The organism is Thermorhabdus hydrogeniformans (assembly GCF_049310025.1).
Taxonomy (GTDB): Bacteria; Bacillota; Thermosediminibacteria; order Thermosediminibacterales; family Tepidanaerobacteraceae; genus JBJYKD01.
Genome location: NZ_JBJYKD010000004.1, coordinates 59981 through 86027, shown reverse-complemented (window position 1 = coordinate 86027; position 26047 = coordinate 59981). Strand labels below are relative to the sequence as shown.

The window sequence follows — 26047 nt, the reverse complement described above, 5'->3', positions numbered from 1 at the left end:
TTAACCGACTTTTTTAGGCGAAATCAAAACCCGCCTCAAGCGGTCCAGCTCCTCTAAAACCTTGCCGGTGCCTAAAGCCACGCAGTCCAGAGTATCTTCGGCTACATGGACGGGCATCCCCGTTTCCTGGTTCACTCTTTTGTCCAGGCCCGACAGAAGAGAGCCCCCACCGGTCATGACTATGCCGCGGTCCATGATGTCCGCTGCCAATTCCGGCGGGGTTTTTTCCAGGGTAACCTTTATGGCCTCTATTATGCTGTTAACCGGTTCCGCCAGGGCTTCACGAATCTCTTCCGAAGTTACTTTTATGGTTTTGGGAAGCCCCGTCACCAGGTCCCTGCCCCTTACATCCATGGATTGCTCTTGCGGCAGCGGAGAAGCTGAACCTATGGTCATTTTAATCTCTTCCGCGGTGCGCTCGCCAATCATAAGATTGTATTCTTTTTTAATGTAATAGACAATGGACTCGTCCATCTCATCACCGCCAATGCGGATGGACTTGCTGGTGACAATACCTCCCAGGGATATGATGGCGACCTCTGTAGTTCCCCCGCCTATATCGACCACCATATTGCCGGTGGGTTCATGAACTTCCAGCCCGGCCCCTATGGCGGCCGCCATGGGTTCTTCAATTAAATATGCCTCTCTGGCGCCGGCCTGGAGGGTGGCATCAATGACAGCCCGCTTTTCCACCTCCGTAACCCCTGACGGTATGCCTACCACCACCCTCGGTTTAACAAAGGTCCTGCTCTTTAAAGCCCTGGAAATGAAATATTTCAACATGCTTTGAGTCACGTCAAAATCTGCTATCACTCCGTCCTTCATCGGACGGATGGCAATGATATTACCCGGAGTGCGGCCTATCATTTGCTTGGCCTCTTCACCCACAGCCAGGATCGCTCCGGTATCCCTTTGAATGGCCACCACCGAAGGTTCTCTCAGTACAATGCCTTTTCCCCTTACGTGGACCAAAGTGTTTGCCGTTCCGAGATCAATGCCCATATCTTTAGACAGCATTTTGAAAAATGAAACCATGAATTATATTACTCCTTTCTCTTTGAGGCTAACAAAACTTCCATTTCCTATGATGACGTGGTCTATTACTTCTATACCAAGAATCTTGCCGGCTTCACAAAGCCTTCTCGTTATGTCTATATCTTCTCTGCTGGGTGTGGGATCACCACTTGGATGGTTATGGGCCAGTATAATTGAAGCGCTGCTCCTTTTTATAGCCGGCTTGAAAACCTCTCTCGGGTGCACGATAGAGGAATTAAGGCTGCCTATGGATATATCCTCAACGGAAATCACGTGATTTTTTATATTCAACAATATAACTTTAAAATGTTCTTTTTCCAGAAACCTCATTTCTTCCATCAAGAGGTTTTTGACATCATGAGGTGTGTTGATAGCTACAATGTCTTTTTTAGCGTACGAATATATCCGGCGCCCGAGCTCTACGGCCGCTTTTAACTGAACCGATTTTGCCAGGCCGATACCCTTTATTTTAGAAAGTTCTTCGATGCTGGCATCAGCCACAAAAGCAAGGCCCGTTTTCCCCCCGTCTCCCTTTAAGACCCTCTGAGCCAGCACCAGGGCAGACTCGGCGGGAGTACCGGTCCTTATCAACAAAGCCAGCAGTTCCGCATCGCTTAAAACCTGAGCTCCATATCTTTGAAGGCGTTCTCTCGGCCTGTCTTCCTTTGGCAAATCCTTGATGGTTAGAGCCGCTCTTTTACCCAAAAAAACTTCCTCCTGTGTCACAGTATTTCCATGCCAAATTCCTTCAGCATGGTACTTAATTTATACAAAGGCAATCCAACTATATTATAATAGCATCCTTCTATTTTCTCAACAAACAGCGCTCCCATGCCCTGAATCGCATATGCCCCGGCCTTGTCCCACACCTCACCGGTTTTGATGTAGTTTTTTATTTCTTTTTCGGACAGGACTTTAAACTTTACCCTGCTTTCTTCATAACCCCTCAGCTGGCGGTTTGTCTCCGCCTCGATCAGGACAAGTCCCGTGAAAACGGAATGCCACCGGCCGCTCAAGCGGGTGAGCATTTTTACGGCATCTTCCGCATTTGCGGGTTTACCCAGCACTTTTTCGCCGATGGCGACTATGGTGTCGGCTCCGATGATAATGCCTTCCCTGTGCCGCCGGGCTACAGCTTTCGCCTTTTGTTCAGCCAGAGATACCGCCAGGGGGCCGGGAGCCAGGTTTTCCACCAGATTTTCGCTGTGATTGCTGGGTTCTACGGAAAACTCAAGACCCAGTTGGGCTAAAAGTTGCCGCCTTCTTGGTGAAGCCGAAGCCAGAATCAGTCGCTTTGACATTTTTTAATTCCCCCGTTTACATCTTCTGGTACAGCAGGATGGCAGCAATAAGACCTATGGCGCCCGCCAGGTTGAGGTTGACGTTAAAGCCAAAGGTTAAAGAGGCTATGCCGAGGTCCAGCTTTGTTGTAGAAAGACCTATACTCTTGCCGTAGGCTAGAATCGGTATATACTTTCCCATAACCTCGCCCAAAACACCCCCGAGAACCAGACCCACCAGTAATATTATAACCAGCAGAGCAGGGCTACGATAATTTCGTTTCATTATACTTCCTCTCCTCCCCCGGTATTTCAAATTTCATTAGAGTAGCAAAAAGATTGTGTCTTATGAAAATGGCCGCGATGCCGGTAAAAAATCCGGTGAACAGGCCTACAATCATTAAAAAGGGCAGGTAGACGTAAAGTCCGAAAGTAGAGAGCATAATGCTTGCAACAGTAATCTGAGCTATATTATGAGTTATTCCTCCAATTATGCTTATTCCGGCAAGACTAAAGGTGTTTTTGAAGTATTCGTAAATCAGCGCCATCATCAGAGTGCTCGATACAGCTCCCGCAAGACTGTACAGCAGGCTTGACATGGAACCTACCAGGAATGACCCTATTATGCAGCGAAGGATATTAACCGTTAGACCCTCTTTCCACCCATAGAGCACTATGGCCAAAAGCGAAATAATATTAGCCAGACCAATCTTGGCCCCCGGCACGGGAAATGGCACCGGTATCATGTTTTCGATGATGTGCAGCACTATACCAAATGTTACCAGGAGCGAAAGGTATACCATTTTGTGGTAGCGTTCCAATCTCATTCATCCTTCCATACAGTAAAAACGGAATGCCTTCCACGATATGGTTGTTTTAAAAACTTATCATATCAGGGTTTCGTGTTCCTCTGTCACTCTCAATTTTTACCACCATTCGGTTTGGAAGGCATACAAGCATCTGACCCGGGCGGCTGATCCACCCCTGCCTCACGCAATCCTTGTCAGGACAGTCCGCATACATCATCCTCACCCGATTCCTGTCGACCTCCACAATGTTTTCCCCCAGAGGCACGGGGACTTTGACCCGGAGTCTGGGCCCGTTTTCACCCAACGAAATCTTTTGATAAGGCTGGCCGTTAATCTCTATGATTGCATAGGTTTTGCTTCCGGAGAACCCGTATACGTGAAATCCCGCAAAAATCAAAAACGCGCTCAACAAAATAAATGCTATCAAAATTCTGTCGCCTTTTGTAAGCATAAAAAATCCCTGCCTGCTACAATCTAAGCTTAGTGTAACATTTTATTCCAACCAAGACAAGTGGTAAAAATCCCTAATGCTGAAGGCTTTTGATGCCCTTTTCCCACCCTTCACTTTAGAGCCGACCCCCTGACGGTGCTGCTATTTGTGGTCGACTGTTGCAGAACCGTTTGTTTTCGGGGTCAATTCGGGGGTAAATTCAACCAATAAAAAAAGACTTTATGAGGTTGTAACACAAGGGAAGGATTGAACAAATTTTGTTTGAATCATAACCTCATAAAATCTTTCATAAACATAAATAGCATTCATTCTGCATATCTGAAAATATCTCATCAGAAATGTGCATTTGTCTAATCTTTAGATCTATCCCTTTTTCTTTTCATGCGCCTCCCTCTCAAGTATCCCCGCCAGTTCTTCTGATTTTGCGCTCAGATTCGGGACGCAATTTTCACCGCTTTGAAAAAAACCTTTTAAAAGGCTCCCCTTTTCTTCCCTTCTCCTGCTGCCTCGCCGGTTCTCCTCTCCGCTCACCTCTTTATCAGAGCCTTTTTCCATGATTTTTCCACCTCTGGAACAAAATTCAGTCCAAAAGCTTCAAAGCCATTCAATCCTGCACGTCATACCCAGCATCCTCGATGGCCTTTTTGATGTCCTCCAGGCTGACTCTGGAAGGATCAAAGGATATATCCACCTTACCGTCTTGAACGTGGGCTTCCACTTTCGAAACTCCAGGCAGGATGCTTACCGAAGTCTCTATGGCCTTTTTGCAGTGTGCGCACGACATCCCGGAAACATTTAATGTTACATCGGACCTTACCGGACCACAATTGCAATGTGACATTTTCATTCCTCCTGCAATAATCATGGGTCTAAATTAAATAGATTCCTGTATTTATATAATCCCCCGCGGGAAATTTAAAAATACCCTGAAGAGCCTGCAATACAATTTTTGAACCAGAGGCGCCTATACTCCATGGGGGTATAATTAGTTTACATCATTTTTTCCTCGCAGTCAAGATTCTCCTGATCTGCCGTATAGTTATTCCGTGATTTGGGGATAAAAATTTTAAATTGACACAATTCAGCTGCCGGGTATAAAATAATGTAAAGTAAATCTATCTACATACGTGAATATGGGATCATTTTTGCGGGGGGAGGACCGTTGATACTGCCAAAAGAGCAAATCTACCGGTACATGAGGCACATTATTATGCCTGAAATTAGCGGTGCAGGGCAAAAAAAGTTGCTGGAGTGCGGTGTGCAGGTTTTCGGGGAAACGGCGGAGGCCACCGCCCCTTTGCTTTATTACCTTGCGGCATCGGGAATAGGGCATATAGTCTGCGGTTTTCAACGGGGCGAAGAAGGCGCCGGTGAGATACTTGAGAATTTAAGAGATTTAAATCCGGATGTTCTTGTGGAAAATATACCATCGAAATCAATTGGCCCCTCACTCGATAAAAATGCCGGAGAGCCATTTTTCAGGGTTATACTGGGCGGACCCGACTTCATAGCCGACTGGCTGGAGGAAAATTCTTCAATAACAGCGACCGGGATTGGTTCGCCCACGGTCGTGGCCCTTCAAATGCCCTGGGAGGGTTGGATCTGGGTTTTTAAAGGGCGGACCTCTATAACCATGGATGCGTGTAAAAATCTTTGTAAAAAGCCGGTCAAAGATTTTTTTTCTGCGGGAGGCATTCTTTCTTGCTGCCTTCTGGGAGCTCTGGCGGCTATAGAGGTGATAAAACTCTGTTTGAATCTGGGCAAAGCCCCGGAAATACCCATGGGTTTTGATCTGTTATCCATGGAGTTTACAAACACGTATGAAAGCGCATTTCCTGAATACGATACACCAACCCATCCTGAAGCCGATAAAAAATCAAAGCTTGCCCAATCGAAGGTTCTTATAGTCGGCACAGGTGGCCTTGGTTCCCCCGCGGCCTACGCGTTGACTTTAGCCGGAGTGGGAACCCTCGGTCTTGTGGACAGCGACAATGTGGAAATAAGCAACCTGAACCGCCAGATACTGCACTCCACCAGCCGTATCGGGACACCCAAAGCAAAATCGGCCGAATATTTTTTGAAAAAGCTGAATCCGGGTGTAAATACAATCACTTACGGTACCCGCTTTACAGAGGCCAATGCCATGGATATCATACGCGATTTTGATGTGGTTGTAAGTGCGGTGGATAATCTTCCCACCCGTTTTTTACTGAACGACGCATGCTTTTTTGGTAAAAAACCCCTGGTTGAAGCCGGAGTATTGCGCTTTAACGGTCTGGGAATGACCATAATCCCCGGCGATGGGCCCTGCTATCGCTGCGTTTTCCCGGAAATGCCTCCGGCGGGTAGTGTTCCCTCATGTTCCGAAGCCGGGATTCTGGGGCCCGTACCAGGTGTAATGGGCTTCATACAGGCCGCGGAAACGGTAAAAATAATAACCGAAAGGGGAAAGTTGCTAAAAAACCGTCTGCTAATTTATGACGCTCTTGACGTGGAATTTCGGACGGCCGGTTTCAATAAAGATGAAAGCTGCCCACTGTGCGGCCGGCGTCCTTCCATCACACAATTAAAAGAATACGAGTACAATTGTTCAGATCAATAGAAAGGAGTTCTTGATATGACCGCCAAAATAAGCGGAATTTGTAACTCTGTAATTGAGCTGATAGGTGCCACTCCTATGGTTAAACTTTCGAGGCTGTCACCCCCGGGTGGTGCCACCATAGCGGGGAAATTGGAATCTTTCAATCCCGGCGGCAGCGTAAAAGACCGTATCGCTTACAGCATGATACGGGACGCCGAAGAAAAAGGTCTGCTCAAACCTGGATACACAGTGGTTGAACCCACCAGCGGTAACACGGGCATAGGTCTTGCCATGGTCTGCGCCGTAAAGGGTTACCGGCTCCTTCTTGTAATGCCTTCTTCTATGAGCATTGAGCGCCGGAAACTGTTTAAGGCCTACGGTGCGGATTTCGTGCTCACCCCACCGGAGCTCGGGATGAAAGGCGCGGTGGACAGGGCGATGGAGCTGGTGAAGAAGCACAAGGACTATTTTATGCCCCAACAATTTGACAATCCCGCCAATCCCGCCATCCACGAGGCGACAACGGCCCGCGAAATCCTGAGCCAGACCGGTGGCAGGCTCGACGCTTTTGTGGCCGGCGTGGGAACCGGAGGCACCATAACCGGTGTTGCAAGGGTTTTAAAAAAGGAAATCCCCCAAGTTAAAATTGTAGCTGTAGAACCTGCGGCATCACCGGTGCTTTCTGGAGGCAAACCCTCCCCTCACAAGATACAGGGTATCGGGGCGGGCTTTGTCCCCGGAGTGCTGGATCTTTCTCTCGTCGACAGGATAATAACCGTAAGCAACCAGGATGCTTTCGAAACCGCTCAAAAGCTTTCTACAAAAGAAGGGATCCTTGCGGGAATATCCTCTGGAGCGGCGGTATTCGCGGCTCAAAAGATTGCCGAAGAACTGGGACCGGGAAAACTGGTCGTCACCATACTTCCCGATACCGGCGAGCGGTATCTCAGCGTAGAAGGGCTGTTCCCTGAAGAATGAAATTACCAAAACCGGCGGAATTCTCCGCCGGTTATTTATTTGTAACTGAAAACACCGGGCTCGCATAATATAGTATTGAAAGATGCTGACAACTTTACCACTTTCTGCTGAAATTATTACGTTGATGGCGCAAACAGAAAATCTTGACGGGGAGGAATAAGAATGTCCGAACATAATGACCTGCAAAGGGATTTGCATATGGACATGAGATTGGCGGAGGCCTACATCCCCAGCCAGATGTACGGAGAAACCTTTGATCTCAGAACAGCGTTAATCAATGGAACCATTTTTCCCGAGCTTTACAGGCCTTACCCGCCGAGAACCGCCGTATAATATTTGGTGGAGGTGTAAAACATGCAAATTCCGGAAATGATAAATCTTTTGACGGAAATACAGGCTGTTGATTTCGCCGTATACGAACTTGCTCTTTTTCTTGATACTCACCCCGACGACAGGAGAGCTTTAGAGGACCACAGCAGGCTCGCAAGAAGGTCGCATCAGCTAAAAGCCATTTATGAGGAAAGGTTCGGACCGCTAAAGCTTGATTCCATATCGCAGTACCCGTACCAGTATATCAGCGATCCGTGGCCCTGGGAAATAAGATATTAACGGGGGTGAAGGCAAATGTGGTACTATGAGAAAAAGCTCGAATACCCGGCAAACGTCAGCCGCGTAGACCTGGGGATGGCCAAATACCTTTTTGCCCAGTACGGAGGGCCGGACAGCGAGCTTTCGGCCGCCGTCAGATACCTTACTCAGCGCTATACCATGCCCATAGCCCAGGCCAAGGCTGTTTTAACGGATATAGGCACCGAAGAGCTGGCTCACTGGGAAATAATAGGAACTTTGATATACAAGCTCACCGATGGGGCCACGCCGGAACAACTGCGCAGAGCGGGTATCGGCGACCACTACGCCCAGCACGACCATGCGCTTTACCCCCATGATGCGGCGGGGGTTCCCTGGACGGCCGCATATATCCAAGCGACCGGCGATCCCATCACAGACCTGCACGAAGATTTGGCGGCCGAACAGAAAGCCCGCACCACCTATGAACACCTGATTAACTTAACCGACGATGCCGGGGTCGTTGCCGCCCTGTCTTTCCTCAGGGAAAGAGAAGTGGTGCATTTCCAGAGATTTGGAGAAACATTGATGCTTGTTAGAGACTACATGACCAGAAAACATATTTTCTAAAAAAATGCCCCCCATCAACGGGGGCCTTATTTTTATGTTTTCTGTTTCACTCCATGCCGGCCCATACTCCGGGCATGTTTAATAAACTCAGCTCAAGGCGGTTAAAATGTCATCTTTCAAGTCCCGTACATCTTCTATTCCCACCGAAAGGCGCACCAGACTATTGCTGATACCCCTTGCTTTTCGCTCTTCTTCGGGTATGGAAGCGTGCGTCATTCTCGCCGGAAGGCTTATCAGGCTTTCAACAGCTCCCAGGCTTTCGGCCAGGGTAATTATTTTTAGTTTCCTGAGCATTTTTTCGGCCAGTTCTTCGGATGCCAGTTCAAAGGATATCATTCCGCCAAATCCCCCAGCCTGCCGCTTCTGAATTTCATGACCGGGGTGCTCTGGAAGTCCAGGGTAATATACCTTTTTTACCTGGGGCAGAGTCGTAAGAAAGCCGGCTAACTCATTCGCGTTCTGTTCATGGCGCTGCATACGAAGGCCCAGGGTCTTTATACCTCTCATCAAAAGCCATGAATCGAAAGGCCCCAGGACTCCTCCGGTGGAATTCTGAATGAAGTGAAGTTTTTCTCCCAGGTCTTCATCCTTCACGGCTGCAAGCCCGGCCACCACATCGCTGTGACCGCCCAGATACTTTGTGGCACTATGGATTACTATATCGGCCCCCAGTGACAGGGGCTTTTGCCAGTATGGTGTCATGAAGGTGTTGTCCACGAGCAGTAAAAGACTATGGGTGTCGCAAAGTTCGGCCACAGCCCTTATATCCGTTATTTTGAGAAGGGGATTGGTGGGGGTTTCAATAAACACCGCCCTGGTATTTGACTTTATGGCCTTTTTTATAGAGGTTAAGTCAGTGGTATCAACATATGCGGCTTCAATCCCCATCCTGTCGAACACCTTACTCAACACCCGATAAGTTCCGCCATAGACGTCATCGGATACAATAACATGATCTCCTTTTGAGAAGAGCATGAAGACAGCCGTAATAGCGGCCATCCCGGAGGCAAAAGCAAAACCTCTTTTACCCTCCTCCAGGCTTGCTATTACCTTTTCCAGAGCTTCGCGAGAGGGATTACCCGTCCGGGAATATTCATATCCGAGGTGTTTTCCCGGAGCCTCCTGCCTGTAGGTGGAGACCTGGTAGATGGGATAGCTCACAGCCCCGGTCTTTTCATCTGTTTCAAAACCCGTGTGAAGCAGCTTTGTATCCGGTCTCACGGTTAAATACCCCCCTGGTAAATTTTTTTACTCAGGTACCTTTCACTGCCGTCGGGGAAAATCGTCACAATATTGGCCGGGCCTGTAATTCTCCCGGCAATTCGGTAAGCCGCATAAAAAGCAGCTCCAGAAGAACTCCCTACCAGAAGCCCTTCTCTTCTGGCCAGTTCTTTCACCATGTTGAAGGCGTCTTCATCCGAAACGGTAATCACTTCATCTATTAGATTTACATCCAGTGTTTTCGGTATAAATTCCACGCCAATGCCTTCGGTTTTGTGAGAACCTTTAGGTCCTCCTCCCAGAATGGAACCTTCCGGTTCTACGGCCACAGCTTTAATTTTGGGATTTTTTTCTTTTAAGTACCTCACGGCGCCCGTAAAAGTCCCTCCGCTGCCAACGCCCGCCACGAAATAATCCACCTTCCCGTCCAGCTGCTCATAAATCTCGGGACCCGTGGTCTTGTAGTGGGCCAGCGGGTTCGCCGGGTTTTCAAACTGGTTTGGAATAAAAGAATCGGGTATTTCCCGGCTTAAATCCCGCGCCTTCTCAATGGCCCCTTCCATACCCCTGTCGGTGGGGGTGTGAATGATTTCCGCACCAAGAGCCTTCATAAGCTCCTGCTTTTCCTCAGAAAATTTCTCGGGCACCACGAATATTACCTTATAACCCTTATTCAGCGCCGCCAGTGCTATGCCGATACCGGTATTGCCGGCGGTCGGCTCAATAATGGTCGCACCCGGTCTTAACATGCCGTGTTTTTCAGCTTCTTCCAGCATGAAAAGACCGGCCCTGTCCTTTATGCTGCCTCCCGGATTAAAATACTCCAGCTTGGCATATATTTTTACTTCGTCCGGGAGGGAAAAATTATTAATTTTGAGAAGCGGTGTACCGCCGATAAGTTCCCTTATATCATTTGCCACTTTGGACATTTTAAAATTCCCCTTTTTAGATATAATATTAGAAGCATATACCATCTTATTTTTAATCAAAAGCGCCGTTTACTTACCTCCAGCTTCCGATTCACTCATACAATGCCGGTGACCCACCCTTAAAAACTCCTTTATATTTTTCATGGGGGTGTTTCCCGATATCTCACACCCCGGCATGAGAATAAATTTTCCGGCACCTGCCGCTTTTATGCATTCAGTGGCGGCCCGGGTCACATCCCCCGGGTCACCGTATTCCATCACGGAAGACGGATCTACGTTGCCTGCAAGGCACACGTCGTCTCCAAGAAGCTTCCTGGCCAAAGTCAAATCCACCTTGTGGTCTACAGACATTATATCGGGGCCGATTTTGCGTATTAAATCCAGCCTGTCGGTGGTGTCACCGCATATGTGCAGGAGTGTCTTCACCCCCCGGCCTTTGATATAATCGTTAACGTCATTTAAATAAGGAAAGACATACTTTTCAAAATGCTTTCTTGATATGAGGTCGCCCGATGCCGAAGGGTCCGAGATGTATATCATCTCAATGCCCTCTTCAATAAAGAGGGTTACATACTCAATAAAAAGGCGGGTAGAAAACTCCATAACTTCACGGACGAAGACTTCATCACGGTAAAGAAGCCTCATAAAGCGGTCGGGCCCCACCATTTGAGCCGCCTGGGTAAAGGGCGCCCGGCAGTTTACCGCCAGTACCTGCTTTTCCTTGACGCATTTGTTTATAAAACCGGCCACCTGCTGGAGAGAGCGGACCTTGTCGCCGGATTTTACCGTCGCAATGTCGAGTTTCTGTAAATCCATTTCGTTTTCAATCAGAGGTTTTTCCATAAAAGGCGCTCCCCTTTCGGGAAACCGCATTTGACCGCCCAGCTCCATCACCGGCACTCCAGTAAGACCGGCCAGCAAAAAGAAAATATCTGAATCTATACCAAGAGCCTCTTCTATAACAAGCGGGGCAAGCTTTTTTGGATTTTCCAAAAAATCCTTTATGGAATACCCACGCCGGTTTAGAGCCCAGAATTCCGTTGCAAAAACCGTAGCGGCTCCTGCCGGTTTTCCCTGCAGGGTATCGAAAACCCTTTGCCTGCCGTTCATGTCTTGTTTCTCCTCTCCGGAAATTTTAAGCTTTTGGTAAATATGCGTTCAAAACCCGGCAGCATCGAAAGCTCTATATAATTTACATTTCCTGCCACCTTTTCCGCCTCGCATCTTAAATCCTCCGACAGCAAACACATCATGGCTCCGGTCTTTGAAGTATTGCCCACGAATAATATTTTACCCTCCCACTCTTCGGCCGCCATTCCTATGCCTATAAGGCTTTCGGTGCGGAGATGTGCCCCGAAGGCGCCGGCCACATAAATCCTGTCAATATCGTCGGGACCCAGTTTGTTTTGTTCCAGCAAGGCGGTTATCCCCGCCCATATGGCCCCCTTCGCCAGCTGTACCTGTCTGATGTCCCTGGCGGTGAGGTATATGGATTCTGAATTTTCGCCGGCTTCCGTTACCTTAAAGACCGTTTTCCCATCTTTTTCAAAAATCCGACGAGCGATTTTTTCCGGAACTCCTTCACCGCTGCTGCTCAATTTCCCGCTCGAATCTATAACCCCGGCTTTTAATAGCTCGGATATGAGGTCGATAATGCCGCTGCCGCAAAGGCCCGCCGGCTGCTCTCCCCCTATGGTTTTGACGGAAACATCTTCTTCAATAATGCGTACTTCCTCGATGGCCCCCGGAGCCGCCCTCATGCCGCAGCTTATATTAACCCCTTCCAGGGCGGGTCCGGCGGGCGAAGAGCATGCAAAGAGTTTTTGTCCATCGAATAAAACCAGTTCGCCGTTGGTGCCTATATCCATGAGTAATGACTTTTCATTCTTTTTATACATTCCTGTAGCCATTATCCCCGCCGTAATATCGGCACCCACGTAACCGGATATGGCAGGCAGGCAGTAGACCATGCCGAATGGAGAAATATTAATCCCCAGTTCACCGGCCTTCACGTATATGGCCCCATTCAGAACAGGATTATAAGGAGCGGAACCGATGGTCTCGGGATTTATGCCCAAAAACAGGTGTGTCATGGTGGGATTGGCCGCAACGGAAACTTCATAGATATATCTTGGAGAAATGTTTGCTCTGGCACTTACCTTGTTTATGAGCCCGTTTATAGCCTCTATTATTAAATTCTTCAACCGTTCGAGCTCCCACCGCCCCTTTGCGGCAAAACTTATACGCGCCAGCACATCCTGGCCGAATTCTATCTGTGGGTTTAAATCGGATACCACCGCTTCTTCCCTGCCGTCACTCAAATTGACCAGGGAAACCACCACGGTGGTGGTGCCGATGTCCACCGCCACACCGTATAACAACGAAGCGGTATTTCCTGCCTCAATACCGGTTATCCTGCCGTTTCTGATAATGGCGGTACCTTCCCGCATGGGTGTGCCGGAGAAGATTTGAAGCAGTTCCAGCCTGCATTCAGGCGCCAGGGGGTATCCCACCTCATCCTCTAATTGCCGTTCCAGCGGGACACCGGTTCTGTTCGCGGCGGTCAAACGGAAAAACACCTTTTTGAGAGGAGGATTTATATTAAATTCTCCAACAAATCCCGTCTCCAGCACCACTCCTTTTTTACCTTTGAACAGCAATTCTACATCCATGTCGGAGCTTACATTGCACAGGCATGCCAGGCGGACACCCTTTTCCAATTCCGATGTAGAAATGAGCATTAATTCCTCCTCTTTTGGAGGCGGGGTCTTTGACAGTATCTTTACCCTGCACCTGCCGCAGGTCCCGCACCCGCCGCAGGGAAACTCCATATTTACTCCGGCCCTTCTCAATATACTCATCAGATTTTGACCCGCCTCGGCCTCTATTTTTTTATTTTCAGGATGTATGGTTATTGTGACTCTGCTCATTTATTCCCTCCCAGAGTTTATGAAAATATCTATAAACCATCCTCAGGTTATCCAGCGATGCGGGCATTGTTCCGCCGTCGCTGGAAAAGATGTACCGGCCATCGGTGAAAATTTTTTTCATTTCTCTTACGGTGGTGTATATTTTATCCGCTTCATCAGGTTTAAAATTAACCGGAATATTCCCCATAAAAGTTGCTCTATTTCCGAGGATTTTTTTTACAGCCCTTATATTTTTAAGGGTCATGCCTTCAAATCCGTGAATTACATCTACCCCCATGTCCATAATATCATGAAGGATTCCGGTTATATTGCCGTCGGAATGGAAAAAGACCGGCTTCGCTTTGATTCTTATTTTTGAAATCAGTTCTTCAAGTTCCGGAAAAACCAGCTGCCTCAACATAACCGGTGAAAATAAAGGACCGTGACTTCCGGCCAGGTCATCGAATATGATAATACCGTGAGTTCCTTGACTCAGCAGGTCTGCGGCCAGTTTTTCATGTCTTTCTCTCAATTTTTTTAGGTTCAGCCTGAATTCTTCCGGCTGCTTCTTCGCCATACGCGCGGCTTCCTCAAAGCCCAGTTCTTCTATTGCCGGATAAAATATCCCCGGCACTCCTCCCAGTACGAAGTAATCGGTATTATATATAAAATGCTTCACTTCTGCGGCGCTGCCGGCCGTCACGGCAGATGCTGCCATATACGGCTCCAGTGAAATTACGGCTATATCCGCCCTTAAATCTGAAAGGATGCATTCCAGTATTGATAAATCCCGTGGAGATATATCGTTTTTATTACTGTCTCCTGTAAGAATTGAATTTGAATGGTAATAGCCCGCAAATTCCGGCGGAAACGCTATCTCCCCGCATGGCGGCCTGCCCCGGTTTTTGCCCTGGAGAGCCGCATACACCCTCTCTTTTTTAGCTGGCTCCGGCTTTTTCATCTGCAATTTCCCTCGCTGCCTCCACCATGGCCCGAATGTTCGCGACAGGTGTCCTGGCCCCTATGCCGCAGGCGGGGGATAAGATTCCAGCCCCCTGCTTTATGGAGATCCACGCCGCCTTTTTCACCCTCTCCGGGGTACCCTTTTCAAGCAGAAAGGTGCTGACATTACCCATTATGACCTTATCGGGAAGGCTCTGCTTTACTTTTCTCAGGTTGGTGATGGCATCGATGCTGAGCACCCGAGCCTTAAATTTTGAAAGCTCTTTTAAAACCGGCAGCAATCGCCCGCAGATATGAACCATTACAGGTTTTCGGGTATCCCTTTCAATGGTTTCCGTTATCCTGTTAATGTAAGGGACGGCTATTTCACCGAAAGCCGCTGGACCCAGTATTTCGCCAGTACCGCTGGGGTCCGCCAGGTTTATGACGTCCGCCCCGGCTTTGACCATGGCCTCTCCCATAGTTATGATGTTTTCCGCAACAAAGTCAAGAAAAGCAAGGGTTTCACCCGGCCTCTTTCTCATCGCCCTGTAGAATTCCATGGGTTCAATGAGCGAAGTGGCAAGACTTATGGGGCCGGTGAGATTACCTATGATGGGGAGTTCAGGATATGACTTTCTAATCAGTCTTATAGCTTCCAGAATTACCGCCACTCTGTAGTGCTCTTCTGTTATTGCTTTCAGCTTTTCCCATTCTTTCACATCCGTTAACGGATATTCCACCACCCGGGGTTCGGTTTCCACGGTGCCCATATAAATTTTTGCGCCCATAGCTTCCGCTTCTGCGGTCATGCAAAAAGGCACGCCCACATTTTCAATTCCGCCGAGAAAATGTACACCCAGAGAAAGTCTTGCCATGGCGCCGGGGTCGGTATGGGCCTCAGGCCAGAAGCATGAAGTAGCCTTCATCACATCCACAACCGCCATATTCATCATACCGCCGGGGCATATTACCGGCACACGGTCGACTGGATTGCCGTATATTGCATCAATCAAGCGTGCTTTTAAGTTTTCCATCGCATGCTCCCCTTTATGATGCCAAAATCTGTGAAACTCCGAGAACCTTTTTTGCGACCCTCACGGCGCTGGATGCGTTTTCCCCGTAGCCGTCGGCTCCTATGCTCCTGGCAAAGCTGGCCGATACCGGCCCGCCTCCCACCAGAACTCTCACCCGGTCTCGTATTTTCTCGGCCTTCAGCAGTTCAATCACCTTTTTCATCTCTCCCATGGTGGTGGTCATAAGAGTGGAAAGGCACACAAGATCGGCATTCTTTTCCCTAGCTGCCTGAACGAAATCTCTCGCCGGCACATTTCTCCCCAAATCAATCACATCAAACCCCGCGGCCTCCATCATGACTTTAACAAGATTTTTCCCTATGTCGTGAGTATCTCCTTCCACCACCCCGATAACTGCAGTCCCAACCTTCCTGACCTCTTCTTTTTTTATAAGAGGGGTTACCACATTGAGGCCCGCATACATGGCGTCAGAGCACAATAAAAGCTCAGGGACAAAATATTCGTTTTCTTCAAAAAGTCTTCCCGCCTCATTCATGCCGGCCACCAGCCCTTCGTTTATGATAGTCAAGGGGCTTATCCCCATCTCAAGGGCTTTTTTTGAATTTTCAGCCGTTTGCTCTTCATCCATTTGAAGGAGGCTATTTGCAATAGCCTTTAACATCTCTCTTTGATTCACAAAAATTCCCCCGTTTTAATTTCTACTATTTTGATAGGTTTACTTGTATTTAATTTTATATTAACCCTTTCACCGCCAATTGTCAATAACATTTAGTAAAAAATAAAAAACTGGCCGCCGATCCGCGGTCAATAGCCTCAAATTCGTTCCATCAATTTATGCCGTCAACTGTACTTTTTTAGCACCCAATCACCGGCTTTTCTTTTTTAAATGAAATCCGCAGCACCCCGTTTTTTCCTTAAAAAGTTTTCATGGTTTTGGCCGGCTTTCTGCTGGGGTGTATTATGTTGTTTTAATCGGTATGACAATGGTAAACTTGCTGCCCCTATCCTTCTGACTTTCCACAGATATTTTACCTTTATGAGCCTCTATAAGGCTTTTAGCAATCGTCAAACCTATCCCCGCTCCACCCGTTTTCCTGCTCCTGGATTTATCGCTCCTGTAAAACCTCTCAAAAATATACGGGAGGTCCTTTTCATCTATACCTATTCCTGTATCTTTTACCACAATCTCAACATCTCTACCCTTTTCCGTTAGAGCCACCAACACCGTCCCCCCGGGATTGGTATATTTCAGAGCATTTGAAAGTATATTAATTACCGCACGGCTTATTTTGTCTTTATCCGCATCTATATACACGTTTTCATCAATGTCTGTTTTAATCTCAATATTTTTATTTTTAAATTCCAGCGAAAAGGCCTTCAGGATCTCCTTCAAGGAGTCCGATAAATTATACCTTTCGACATCCAGAGTAATTTTGTGGTTTTCTATGTTTGAAAGGTCTTTAAGTTGTTCCACAAGTTTAATCAATCTATTAACCTCGTTTCTGCAAATATCCAGCTTCTCCCGTGAGGGTTCCCATATTCCATCGCTGATAGCTTCTATATGACTCTGCAATATCGTCAGAGGCGTCCTCAATTCATGCGATATATCCTGTGTCAACCGTTTTCTCAAATTTTCCTGCTCGCCGAGCGATCTTGCCAGATGGTTGATCGAATCGGAAAGTTCTTTTAATTCCCTCACATTCTCCGGTATTTCAACGTGTATGTCCAAATTTCCCCTTCTAATGTTGTTGGCAGCCTCTGTAATTTTCAAAATCGGTTTGGATATGACACCGGAGGAGTAAAAGCCGAGTAAAATTGACACAAATATGGATACTATGGCGGCGTAAATAATCGAGATGTTTATCCCTCTCGTAAATTGAATTTCTCTTTCGGAAATCGTAAACGGACCTATATATCCGATTTCAACACTTCCTATATACTCGCCTTTTATATAGAGGCCATATTTCTTTGTTACGTATTCATCCGGATTGACGATGCCTCTAACCATATGACTGCTCATCATTCTCATCATTTCATGATGCATTTTGAACATATCGTATTCCATGGGATGAGCCAAAACCACTCTACCTTCCGCATCCCTTATGATTATATCGAAGTCCTTTACAAGGGGAGATACCATGATATTCTTCAAATTTCTTTCCGTCCATCCGTTTTCAGTAGAATAAAAATATTTTATGACATCTATGATTTCATTAATCCTGTTTTGCTGCTCATTTTTCATATATATATCAAACTTTCTGAATAAAGTTACATTGGTAATTACACTAACAAGAACTATCGAAAAAACGGCACCCCCCAGGATCAACAACGTTATTCTAATCCGTAGATTTTTCAGCATACGCTAATCCCCCAAAAATTTATACCCGATGCCATATACCGTGTGAATGTATCTGTTTTCCTTATCCTTTAGTTTGTGCCTTAAATTTTTAATGTGAGTATCTATGGTCCTGTCAAACCCTTCATAGTCAAACCCGAGAGTTTTGACGATGAGTTCTTCCCGGGTAAAAACCTTTCCGGGATTTTGTGCCATAACCAGTAAAAGTTTAAACTCGGTGGGCGTCAGCTCAAGCAGCCTATTTCCCTTTCTGACTTCCATTTTTCCCTTATCTATTAATAAGTCGCCATTATTAAATTCAATTACATCAGCCTTTATCGTCTGTTCCTGGTCAGCCCGCCTCAATATAGCTTTTACCCTGGCGACCAGTTCTTTCGGGCTGAAGGGTTTGACCAGATAATCGTCAGCCCCTATATAAAGACCGTTTACTTTATCGGATTCTTCCGCTTTTGCTGTAAGCATAAGTATGGGCACCTGAGACCTGACCCGTATTTTTTTACAAACCTGCTCCCCCGATAAATCCGGCAGCATTAAATCTAGAATTATAAAATCCACAGTCTCTTTTTCAAAAACCTCCAGGGCATCCTTACCACTGTAAGCGGCAAAAACTTTATACCCTTCCTTTTCTAGATAAGCTTTTACCACATCGACTATATTTTCCTCATCATCAACCACAAGCACTGTTTCTTTAGCCTGCGGCATCATACCACCTCCAGGTATAATATTTTCTCCATCTAAAATACTATAATGTCCAGTATTATTCAATATTGAACATTATTTTTATATAATAGAAAAAACCGGTGGTACAAACCACCACCGGCTCTCTTTTTTATGAACTCAACACCTTTTTTCTGCGCTGGTATTCTTCTTCGCCTATTTCGCCCATAACGAACCTTTCCTTCAATACATCCAGGGCCCTGTCCCCTTTACCAAAACTCCCCCTGTTTATCAGTTTTATAATTAAGAAAAATACACCGATAATTACAGCCAGACCGATAAGGTTTGCGCCTATTATCCACGGCCACGAGTTGGATACACCGTACCCTAATCCGAAGCCGCATCCATATCCGTACTGCCACATCTCATTTCCCTCCCATCGCTTAAGCTAACCTGTAAGCATGGCTTTTTTTCTCATATATTCGTCATCCGTCATTTCTCCTCTAGCATATCTTTCATTTAAAACATCCAGAGCCTCACTCCCGCCGGTATGACGGCCCCCCTTTTGCCCGGCACCGTTTACCAGCATAACTACTGCGTATATTACAAGACCTGTCAATAAAAGGCCCATTAAACCTCCGCCAAAGCCCCATCCGAATATCCCATGGCAAACTCCCATTATATTTTACCCCTCCTTTTACCCGTTTTCATCCAACTGCATTTTAATGTTAGATACTTCTTCTTTCAATTGCAGCGCCTCTACTTCTAAGAGTTTTGTATTCAACATCCTGATTGTGCCCTCAATTTCTTCAATTTCAGTCTTGAGATCTTTATGATATTTGTTCAATCTCTGTAAGGTTTCCTCTATTTCAATCTTTTTCCGGATATATTCTTCCGCTTTTTGTTCATTGGATTTTATGAAGGCACCCGCCATTTTTTCCAGAGCCTCTTTTTCACCCTGCAGTTCACTGATTCTAGATAATAACTTTTCTTCAACGCGGACTATTTTTTCTTTATATTGCCTCAAGGCTTCTATCTTGTTTCTGTATTTATCTTCAGCGGCATCCTGTGCTTTGTCCGAATTCGTTCTTTTGTTTAAACGATTTCTGCGAATTTCGATTAACTCTTCGAACCCTATGGAGCGTTCAAATACACGTTGTTTATAGACCTCGTATTCTTCCTCGTTTATAGCTCCCTCGACATACATCTTTTTAATGAGCATCAATTTTTCTTCAGTATCGTTCTGTCGCTCTTCATAATAGGGATAATTTTCTCCACTAGAACATGTTCTCCCCGGGTATTCGTAGTAATCAAACAGCCTGAAGATATTTCCGAATCCTCCACATCCCATTACTTTCCACCACCGTTATTGTGTTTTTGCCTTAAAGCCTCGAGTTCCTGCTTAATTAATTCTTCTTTCTGAATTTTACTTAATTCAGCTTCTATCTCGTCTTTTTCGTCTAATTCTTCAAGAGCCCCCATTTCGATTAACTCTTCCATGGCCAATACCTTTGCTTTCTTTTCTCTGATCTTCCTCTCTGCCCTTTCTATTCTATCTTTAATGTCCGCCATTTCATTGGATATGCCGGTTAAAGTTTCCTTTACCGTTATTTGAGCTTCGGCCGCCCGGTTCATGGCGATCAGTTCCTCTTTTTTAGTTTCCAGTTCCGATATTTGGGCTTCCAGATGTTCTTTATTATTTTTTATTATGCTGAGTTTTTTATTTAAATCCTCAATTTGTTGAGATAACCTTTTTGAGTGTTCGAGTAAGTTTTGCTTTTTTTCCAGCGCAGCCCTGGCTAAATCATCGCGATTGGAAGCCACCGCCAAACCGGCCTGGTCTTCCGCGATTTTTATCCTGCCAAGGGTATCTTCAAGTTCACTCTCCAGTCTCTTTTTGACCGTTGTCACTTCCAGCAGGGATCTTCTTATTTTATTTAACTGCTCCTTCATTTCTACAATGGAGTATGCCAGTGTTTCTTCAGGGTTTTCCAGTTCATCCAGAACTGAATTGGCCTTGGCTTTAAAAATAGCCCTAACCCTGTTAAATATACTCATCGGGTTCCCCCCCTTTTTTAAATTCTCTAACCGAATTATACGCGGAACTTTTGAAGAAATTATGAAGCCTGGGGGACAAGCCAAGTTTAAAATATTGTTAAAACCCGTTGATAAGAATTCTGGCTTGTGATAAATTTAATTTATAATAAAACGCATATAATTAATAAGCTCAAGGGAAATAAGAAATAATAAGTTTCTGATGATTGAGGAGAAATGATATGATCGATTACTTATTTGAAAAAATCGAGTGCGGGCGGGAACTGAATAAGGAAGACCTGTGCCGCCTTCTGGCCCTGGAAAACCCGCAGGAGCTGGAAACTCTTTACGATATGGCGGATAAAATCAGAAAAAAATACGTGGGAGACGAAGTTCATTTGAGGGGACTTATTGAATTTTCCAACTACTGCAGGAACAACTGCCTGTACTGTGGAATCCGAAGGGATAATGCAAAACTGGTGCGCTACCGGATGGACCTGGACGAGATAGTAGATACGGCCGTTTTCGCTCAAAAACTGGGATATAAAACGGTGGTATTGCAATCGGGAGAGGACCTCTACTATACCGTAGACAAGCTGGAGTACCTGATAAAATCCATTAAAGCCCGTGCAGATGTGGCAATTACGCTCAGCATAGGGGAGCGGCCGCGGGAGGAATATGAGCGGCTGTATGTAGCCGGTGCCGACAGATTTTTAATGCGCTTTGAAACATCAAATCGGATGCTGTATCACAAGCTGCACCCAGATTCCAGTTTTGACAGGCGCATGGAGAGCCTGAAATGGCTCAGAGAAATCGGCTATCAGGTAGGGTCCGGGACAATGGTGGGCCTGCCCGGTCAGACCATTGAGGACATCGCCGAAGATATATTAAAATTTAAAGAACTTGACCTCGACATGGTGGGAGTCGGCCCTTATATTTGCCATAATGACACGCCGCTGGCGGGCAGCGCCAACGGGGACGTGGAAATGACATTAAAGGTGATAGCCCTTACCAGAATCGTCACGCGCGACTCCCATATCCCCGCCACCACAGCACTGGCCACGCTGAGGCCAGCCGACGGCAGGGAAAAAGCACTCCAGTGCGGAGCCAATGTTGTTATGCCCAATGTAACTCCCATGAAGTACCGGCCGCATTACGCCCTTTATCCCTCTAAAATATGCATTAATGAAAAAGCCGAACAATGCTTTGCATGTATTCACCGGCGCATCTTCTCCATTGGCAGGCCCGTTAGCAGGGATTACGGCCACTCCCTGAAACGCAAAATCTCGGGATAATTTACAGATTGCCCATGGCCTCCGAAGCGTGATAAGAACTCCGGACCAGCGGTCCCGACGCTATATACTTAAACCCCATTTCATAGCCTATATCTCTGTATCTTTCAAACTGTTCAGGTGTGACGTACTCTGCTATTTCGATGTGTTTTTTTGAGGGTCTGAGATACTGACCGATGGTCATCATATCGCAGTTCACCCTCCTGAGGTCTTTCATAACCTCAATGACCTCTTCCTCGGTTTCACCGAGGCCAACCATTATTCCCGATTTCGTATAAATGTGCTCGTTAAATTCTTTGACCTTCTGCAAAAGATGCAATGATCTATTATAATCTGCCTGGGGGCGGACTTTGGGATAAAGCCTCGGTACCGTTTCCACATTGTGATTTATAACTTCGGGTTCCGCCCTGACCACAGTTTCGATGGATTCTTCCTTCCCCATAAAGTCGGATACCAGCACTTCCACCGTAATACCCGGTATTTTTTTCAATTCTCTCACAGTCCTGGCAAAATGGGACGCCCCGCCATCGGGTATGTCGTCCCTGGTGACACAGGTGACCACCACATGCTTCAATCCCAGCTCTCTGGCGGCCCGGGCTACCCTCCTCGGTTCATCTTCATCCAGGGGGAGGGGATCTCCCTTTTCCACCGCACAGAATCTGCAACCCCTGGTGCATACATTGCCCATTATCATGAAGGTGGCCGTTTTTTTTGCAAAACACTCACCCATATTGGGGCACCGTGCACTCTGGCATACTGTGTTTAAAGACATGTCTTTAAGAAATTTCTCCATCATCCTGAGCTCTTCCTGAGATATCCTTACTTTTAGCCATTCGGGTTTTTTCTGCATCATCTACACCTCCTCCCCCAGATCATTCAATCCGATTTCCTCAACTTCCATATCAAATACCTGTTTGAACTTGCCGACCATTTTATCAGATACGCTTTTTACATCCTCTCTTATCCCGAGTTTCTCAAGGGATGTTACTCCATACTCTGTTATACCGCAGGGGTTTATAAATTTAAAATAATTTAAATCCGTATTGACATTAAAGGCTATACCGTGCCATGTGATCCACTGTGTTATGGCAGCGCCGATGGCGCAAATTTTTTCATCCCCAACCCAGACTCCCCTGTACTTTTCCTTTCTACCCGCCTTTATGCCGTAATCGGCCAGAAGTTGTATCACCACTTCCTCCAACCGGTACACATACAAATGGACATCCTTTTCCCATTTTCTCAGATTAAAAATAGGGTAGGCAACAATCTGCCCGGGACCGTGAAAAGTTATATTCCCTCCTCTTTCCACCCTGTATATCTCAGCTTTTTTCTTAAGCTCATCCACCGGTATCAATATATTGTCAAAACCTCCGGAAATTCCCACAGTATATACAGGTGGATGCTGCAGAATAATCAATACTCCGTCGGAAAACCCCTGTTTTACCATATCCCTGATTCTTATCTGCAAATCCCTCGCCCGCTGGTACGGCGTAACGCCCAGCTTTAACAGCTTTACCTTTCGCATATTTTCTCCTCTCCTCAAGAGTTCGTCTTAGATATTATATCATATTTTTTTACATAAAAACGGCTCCCTTTTACAGGAAGCCGTAAGCCCAGAATAAATAAACTTGCTTTATGAAAGATTTTCATCAGCAGCAATGGTGACCGTTTGCTGTTCCCTTGTCCTTGACAAACTTTTCCGGATGCTTTTCAAATTCTATCTGGCAGTGTTTCGAGCAGAAATAATAAGTGGTGCCATTGTATGTGGAAGTCGCAAAAGCATCCTTTTCATCCACTGTCATCCCGCATACGGGATCCTTCGCCATGACATTCACCTCCTTCTGAAGCAACTGGTATACCCCCTATTGGTATTTTGAATATATCACTTCTCTTTTTAAATGTCAACGCATTCTTTTTTCACCCAGCACGATACAACATGATTGTTGTCGGGTATTTACTACCCTTCCATGGTATGGTATACTTTATATAGTTTGTCTCACCTGTTTAGAATATTGAATTAACGGAGGGCCGCCTATGAATGAACAGATAATGACGAATACTTTCAATCACAGAATAATAATTTTACATTTACTTGCGACTTTCCTGCTGTCGGGATTTTTATTCTCATTTGAGTTTTTGCTCACCCGCATCTTTTCCTATCTTGTATGGTATCACTACGTATTTGTAATTATTTCAACTGCCATACTGGGTCTGGGACTTGGCGGTATCTGGGTTCATCACAAATTAAAGAAACACGGAGGTAACACCGGCTCCATTTCGCTTGGCAACTTGCAATCGGCTTTATTGACCTCCTATGTTTCTCTCGTTTTGATTCTTTACCTCAATTTATTCAACTTCTTACCCATGTTATACATGTTTTTGGGTATAATTCCATTCGCCATAGGCGGCGCCATTATTTCTGCCATTTTTACCCGATTGGTCCACTATTCCAGTATAGTTTATTTTGCAGACCTTTTGGGAACGGGAACTTTTTCCCTGGTGTCTTTCTTTGTGCTGAACCGTTTCGGAATGATGCCCGCTCTTTTGCTTCTTTTCGCTATATTGAATATAATTCAACTAATTTTTTCATTCATTCAGAGAGAAATAAAATTTGCGTTTTCTTCCATATTGCTTCTGGTCTTAACAGCAGTTCTTTCTACCGCCAATCTGAGTGAAGCGGAACAAAACTTCGGTTATCCTCTGATAAGCCAGAAGTTTAAGGCTTATGGGATAGAATACAATAAAAATACAAAAATAGAGTATTCAAAATGGGATGCTTTTTCCCGGACCGATGTTGTCGAAACAGGAGATAATGATAAAAAGATTATATTTATAGATGGCGGTTCTACCTCTTATATGTACAGATTTAACGGCGACCCGGCCGGTGTCTCCGATTTGAAAAAAACCGCCGGGTATATGCCTTTTACCTTGCAAAAACAGCCCAAAACTCTGGTCATCGGTCCGGGCGGCGGCGAAGACATTCTACTCGCACTCCTCGCGGGAAGTAAAAATATAACCGCCGTGGAGATTAACCGCAGCAGCATCCAAGCGGTAAGACATTTTTCCTCTTTCAGCGGTGACATATACAATCTGCCGCAGGTGAAAACCTACGCCCGGGACGGAAGAAATTTTATCGAACAGACAAGAGAAAAATTTGACACCATTTACCTGTCTCTCGTAATGACCCTGGCCGCCGGCTCAAACGGCCTTTCTCTGACTGAAAATTACATCTACACAAGGGAAGCGATATCGAAATACCTGCAGCATTTGAACGATGATGGTCAGCTGGTGTTTGCTGTCCACGACGAAGAAGATATGACCCGCATAATCACTACGGTGCTGAGTGTTTTCAGGAAGATGGGGGTACCATACCGGCAGGCCATTAACCATATCGGTATAGTGGCTAACTCAAACGGGCAGCAGCAATTCCACGACCCACGGCATATTCATTTTCCGGTAATCGTTATCCGTAAACAGCCGTTTACTGTTGAACAGAGCGCCCGTTTTCTAGAAACAGTCTTAAAGAGCAAGCTGGAACCCGTGTTCATACCGGAAAAGTACAGCAATGACAAATTCCCCTTGGCAAAGTTTTCGGACATCGAAGATATAATAAAAAATAGCCGGTCCAATGCGATCCCTACTACCGATGACCGTCCGTTCTTTTACAATTTTTCTTACGGTCTGCCATTTCCAATCTTCGCCGTTTTATTAATTTCGATATATGCCATATCAAAATTGGTTTTACCCCAATACAAATCAATGAATGGGCAACAGAAAAGTCTGTCCAGATACTTCTTCTTGATCGGTATCGGTTTCATGTCAGTGGAACTCGCACTAATCCAGAAAAATATCCTCTTTTTGGGTCACCCAACGACGTCGTTTCTTGTCACCGTTATTATGCTTCTTACAGGCGGCAGCCTGGGCAGCGTGGCCAGTAAAAAAGCGGCAAATGCCGCGACAATCCTCCCAATACTGCTGGCTGCGGCAACAGGGCTGGTTGCAGTTCTCTACCAGAAGGTGTTGACAGACCACCTGGCTCTCCCCTTAAGCTTGAAGCTAATAACCTCGGCTTTAATACTTCTCCCTCTTGGATTTTTGATGGGTATGCCCTTCCCCTCCGGACTGGAAAGAGTAAAACAACTGGGTTATACCACACTTATTCCGCTGATGTGGGGAATAAATGGAATAGCTTCCCTCCTGGGTTCTGCCCTGGCCGTCGCAATCGCCATGTATTATGGTTTTACGTTTTCCCTGCTCTTTGGAGCAACCGCGTATTTACTGTTAATTTTCTCTTCGGACTATAAACATTAACCCCTCAAATTTTAACCAGGTCAAGGCC

General features: G+C 46.1%; 31 protein-coding genes. 7 read left to right on the top strand and 24 right to left on the bottom strand.

The window, feature by feature from the left end; translation table 11 throughout:
- The 8 genes from ACKX14_RS03110 to copZ all read right to left on the bottom strand — a co-directional run bounded on the left by ACKX14_RS03110 (nucleotide 1) and on the right by copZ (nucleotide 4416).
- Nucleotides 1-1035: a rod shape-determining protein gene (locus tag ACKX14_RS03110; RefSeq protein ID WP_422444558.1), complete on the bottom strand. Its 1035-nt coding sequence runs from the start codon at nucleotides 1033-1035 to the stop codon at nucleotides 1-3.
- A 3-nt stretch (nucleotides 1036-1038) separates the two neighbouring features.
- Nucleotides 1039-1740: a RadC family protein gene (gene radC / locus ACKX14_RS03105; protein WP_422444557.1), complete on the bottom strand. Its 702-nt coding sequence runs from the start codon at nucleotides 1738-1740 to the stop codon at nucleotides 1039-1041.
- 17 nt (nucleotides 1741-1757) lie between these two features.
- Nucleotides 1758-2336, bottom strand: a complete 579-nt coding sequence (locus tag ACKX14_RS03100) for a Maf family protein (protein WP_422444555.1) — start codon at nucleotides 2334-2336, stop codon at nucleotides 1758-1760.
- A 16-nt stretch (nucleotides 2337-2352) separates the two neighbouring features.
- On the bottom strand, nucleotides 2353-2601 hold the full coding sequence (locus tag ACKX14_RS03095; protein WP_422444553.1) for a DUF4321 domain-containing protein: 249 nt from the start codon (nucleotides 2599-2601) through the stop codon (nucleotides 2353-2355).
- A complete protein-coding gene (locus tag ACKX14_RS03090; RefSeq protein ID WP_422444551.1) occupies nucleotides 2582-3136 on the bottom strand; it encodes a Gx transporter family protein in 555 nt (184 codons plus the stop codon). Before ACKX14_RS03090 ends, ACKX14_RS03095 begins: the two co-directional genes overlap by 20 nt.
- 55 nt (nucleotides 3137-3191) lie before the next feature.
- Nucleotides 3192-3575, bottom strand: coding sequence for a NusG domain II-containing protein (locus ACKX14_RS03085; RefSeq protein WP_422444549.1), 384 nt, complete (start codon nucleotides 3573-3575; stop codon nucleotides 3192-3194).
- 363 nt (nucleotides 3576-3938) lie between these two features.
- Nucleotides 3939-4130, bottom strand: a complete 192-nt coding sequence (locus tag ACKX14_RS03080; RefSeq protein ID WP_422444547.1) for a hypothetical protein — start codon at nucleotides 4128-4130, stop codon at nucleotides 3939-3941.
- Between the two features lie 49 nt (nucleotides 4131-4179).
- Nucleotides 4180-4416, bottom strand: a complete 237-nt coding sequence (copZ, locus tag ACKX14_RS03075) for a copper chaperone CopZ (RefSeq protein WP_422444545.1) — start codon at nucleotides 4414-4416, stop codon at nucleotides 4180-4182.
- Nucleotides 4417-4737: 321 nt separating this feature from the next.
- On the opposite strand from copZ, the gene ACKX14_RS03070 reads away from it, so the two are divergent.
- From ACKX14_RS03070 to ACKX14_RS03050, 5 genes are all read left to right on the top strand, one after another.
- Complete coding sequence (locus ACKX14_RS03070; protein ID WP_422444543.1) at nucleotides 4738-6177, top strand: ThiF family adenylyltransferase; 1440 nt, start codon at nucleotides 4738-4740, stop codon at nucleotides 6175-6177.
- A 15-nt stretch (nucleotides 6178-6192) separates the two neighbouring features.
- Nucleotides 6193-7134: a cysteine synthase A gene (gene cysK, locus ACKX14_RS03065; RefSeq protein WP_422444541.1), complete on the top strand. Its 942-nt coding sequence runs from the start codon at nucleotides 6193-6195 to the stop codon at nucleotides 7132-7134.
- Nucleotides 7135-7296: 162 nt separating this feature from the next.
- Nucleotides 7297-7467: a spore coat associated protein CotJA gene (locus ACKX14_RS03060; RefSeq protein ID WP_422444539.1), complete on the top strand. Its 171-nt coding sequence runs from the start codon at nucleotides 7297-7299 to the stop codon at nucleotides 7465-7467.
- Between the two features lie 21 nt (nucleotides 7468-7488).
- Nucleotides 7489-7743, top strand: a complete 255-nt coding sequence (locus tag ACKX14_RS03055; RefSeq protein WP_422444537.1) for a spore coat protein CotJB — start codon at nucleotides 7489-7491, stop codon at nucleotides 7741-7743.
- A 15-nt stretch (nucleotides 7744-7758) separates the two neighbouring features.
- Entirely contained in the window at nucleotides 7759-8331 is a 573-nt protein-coding gene (locus ACKX14_RS03050) for a manganese catalase family protein (RefSeq protein ID WP_422444535.1), read from the top strand.
- Nucleotides 8332-8418: 87 nt separating this feature from the next.
- Here the strand turns inward: ACKX14_RS03050 and ACKX14_RS03045 are convergent, their stop codons facing one another.
- From ACKX14_RS03045 to ACKX14_RS02985, 13 genes are all read right to left on the bottom strand, one after another.
- Entirely contained in the window at nucleotides 8419-9552 is a 1134-nt protein-coding gene (locus ACKX14_RS03045) for a bifunctional cystathionine gamma-lyase/homocysteine desulfhydrase (protein ID WP_422444533.1), read from the bottom strand.
- 2 nt (nucleotides 9553-9554) lie between these two features.
- Nucleotides 9555-10481 carry a cysteine synthase A gene (gene cysK, locus ACKX14_RS03040; protein WP_422444531.1) on the bottom strand — a complete coding sequence of 309 codons (927 nt, stop codon included), beginning with the start codon at nucleotides 10479-10481 and terminating at the stop codon, nucleotides 9555-9557.
- Nucleotides 10482-10550: 69 nt separating this feature from the next.
- Nucleotides 10551-11591 (bottom strand): uroporphyrinogen decarboxylase family protein, encoded by a 1041-nt coding sequence (locus ACKX14_RS03035; RefSeq protein ID WP_422444530.1) that lies wholly within the window; start codon nucleotides 11589-11591, stop codon nucleotides 10551-10553.
- Nucleotides 11588-13411 carry an ASKHA domain-containing protein gene (locus ACKX14_RS03030; RefSeq protein ID WP_422444528.1) on the bottom strand — a complete coding sequence of 608 codons (1824 nt, stop codon included), beginning with the start codon at nucleotides 13409-13411 and terminating at the stop codon, nucleotides 11588-11590. Before ACKX14_RS03030 ends, ACKX14_RS03035 begins: the two co-directional genes overlap by 4 nt.
- Nucleotides 13380-14351: a uroporphyrinogen decarboxylase family protein gene (locus tag ACKX14_RS03025; RefSeq protein WP_422444526.1), complete on the bottom strand. Its 972-nt coding sequence runs from the start codon at nucleotides 14349-14351 to the stop codon at nucleotides 13380-13382. The genes ACKX14_RS03030 and ACKX14_RS03025 overlap by 32 nt, the downstream gene beginning before the upstream one ends.
- Entirely contained in the window at nucleotides 14329-15369 is a 1041-nt protein-coding gene (locus tag ACKX14_RS03020) for an MtaA/CmuA family methyltransferase (protein WP_422444524.1), read from the bottom strand. The genes ACKX14_RS03025 and ACKX14_RS03020 overlap by 23 nt, the downstream gene beginning before the upstream one ends.
- A gap of 13 nt (nucleotides 15370-15382) precedes the next feature.
- Nucleotides 15383-16030, bottom strand: coding sequence for a corrinoid protein (locus ACKX14_RS03015; RefSeq protein ID WP_422444673.1), 648 nt, complete (start codon nucleotides 16028-16030; stop codon nucleotides 15383-15385).
- A 297-nt stretch (nucleotides 16031-16327) separates the two neighbouring features.
- Nucleotides 16328-17728, bottom strand: a complete 1401-nt coding sequence (locus ACKX14_RS03010) for a sensor histidine kinase (RefSeq protein ID WP_422444522.1) — start codon at nucleotides 17726-17728, stop codon at nucleotides 16328-16330.
- A 3-nt stretch (nucleotides 17729-17731) separates the two neighbouring features.
- Nucleotides 17732-18427 carry a response regulator transcription factor gene (locus ACKX14_RS03005; protein ID WP_422444520.1) on the bottom strand — a complete coding sequence of 232 codons (696 nt, stop codon included), beginning with the start codon at nucleotides 18425-18427 and terminating at the stop codon, nucleotides 17732-17734.
- A gap of 127 nt (nucleotides 18428-18554) precedes the next feature.
- Nucleotides 18555-18806 carry an SHOCT domain-containing protein gene (locus tag ACKX14_RS03000; RefSeq protein ID WP_422444518.1) on the bottom strand — a complete coding sequence of 84 codons (252 nt, stop codon included), beginning with the start codon at nucleotides 18804-18806 and terminating at the stop codon, nucleotides 18555-18557.
- A 24-nt stretch (nucleotides 18807-18830) separates the two neighbouring features.
- Nucleotides 18831-19061 (bottom strand): SHOCT domain-containing protein, encoded by a 231-nt coding sequence (locus ACKX14_RS02995; RefSeq protein WP_422444516.1) that lies wholly within the window; start codon nucleotides 19059-19061, stop codon nucleotides 18831-18833.
- An 18-nt stretch (nucleotides 19062-19079) separates the two neighbouring features.
- Nucleotides 19080-19733, bottom strand: a complete 654-nt coding sequence (locus ACKX14_RS02990) for a hypothetical protein (RefSeq protein ID WP_422444514.1) — start codon at nucleotides 19731-19733, stop codon at nucleotides 19080-19082.
- Complete coding sequence (locus ACKX14_RS02985) at nucleotides 19733-20440, bottom strand: PspA/IM30 family protein (RefSeq protein ID WP_422444512.1); 708 nt, start codon at nucleotides 20438-20440, stop codon at nucleotides 19733-19735. Before ACKX14_RS02985 ends, ACKX14_RS02990 begins: the two co-directional genes overlap by 1 nt.
- A 218-nt stretch (nucleotides 20441-20658) precedes the next feature.
- On the opposite strand from ACKX14_RS02985, the gene hydE reads away from it, so the two are divergent.
- Nucleotides 20659-21711: a [FeFe] hydrogenase H-cluster radical SAM maturase HydE gene (hydE, locus tag ACKX14_RS02980; RefSeq protein WP_422444510.1), complete on the top strand. Its 1053-nt coding sequence runs from the start codon at nucleotides 20659-20661 to the stop codon at nucleotides 21709-21711.
- Nucleotide 21712: 1 nt separating this feature from the next.
- Here the strand turns inward: hydE and lipA are convergent, their stop codons facing one another.
- The 3 genes from lipA to ACKX14_RS02965 all read right to left on the bottom strand — a co-directional run bounded on the left by lipA (nucleotide 21713) and on the right by ACKX14_RS02965 (nucleotide 23558).
- On the bottom strand, nucleotides 21713-22561 hold the full coding sequence (gene lipA, locus ACKX14_RS02975) for a lipoyl synthase (protein ID WP_422444509.1): 849 nt from the start codon (nucleotides 22559-22561) through the stop codon (nucleotides 21713-21715).
- Complete coding sequence (gene lipB / locus ACKX14_RS02970; protein ID WP_422444507.1) at nucleotides 22562-23233, bottom strand: lipoyl(octanoyl) transferase LipB; 672 nt, start codon at nucleotides 23231-23233, stop codon at nucleotides 22562-22564.
- 124 nt (nucleotides 23234-23357) lie between these two features.
- Nucleotides 23358-23558, bottom strand: a complete 201-nt coding sequence (locus ACKX14_RS02965; RefSeq protein WP_422444505.1) for a YHS domain-containing protein — start codon at nucleotides 23556-23558, stop codon at nucleotides 23358-23360.
- A 184-nt stretch (nucleotides 23559-23742) separates the two neighbouring features.
- Here ACKX14_RS02965 and ACKX14_RS02960 point away from each other — a divergent pair, with 184 nt between their 5' ends.
- Entirely contained in the window at nucleotides 23743-26019 is a 2277-nt protein-coding gene (locus tag ACKX14_RS02960) for a spermine/spermidine synthase domain-containing protein (protein WP_422444503.1), read from the top strand.
- Nucleotides 26020-26047 lie beyond the last annotated feature (28 nt).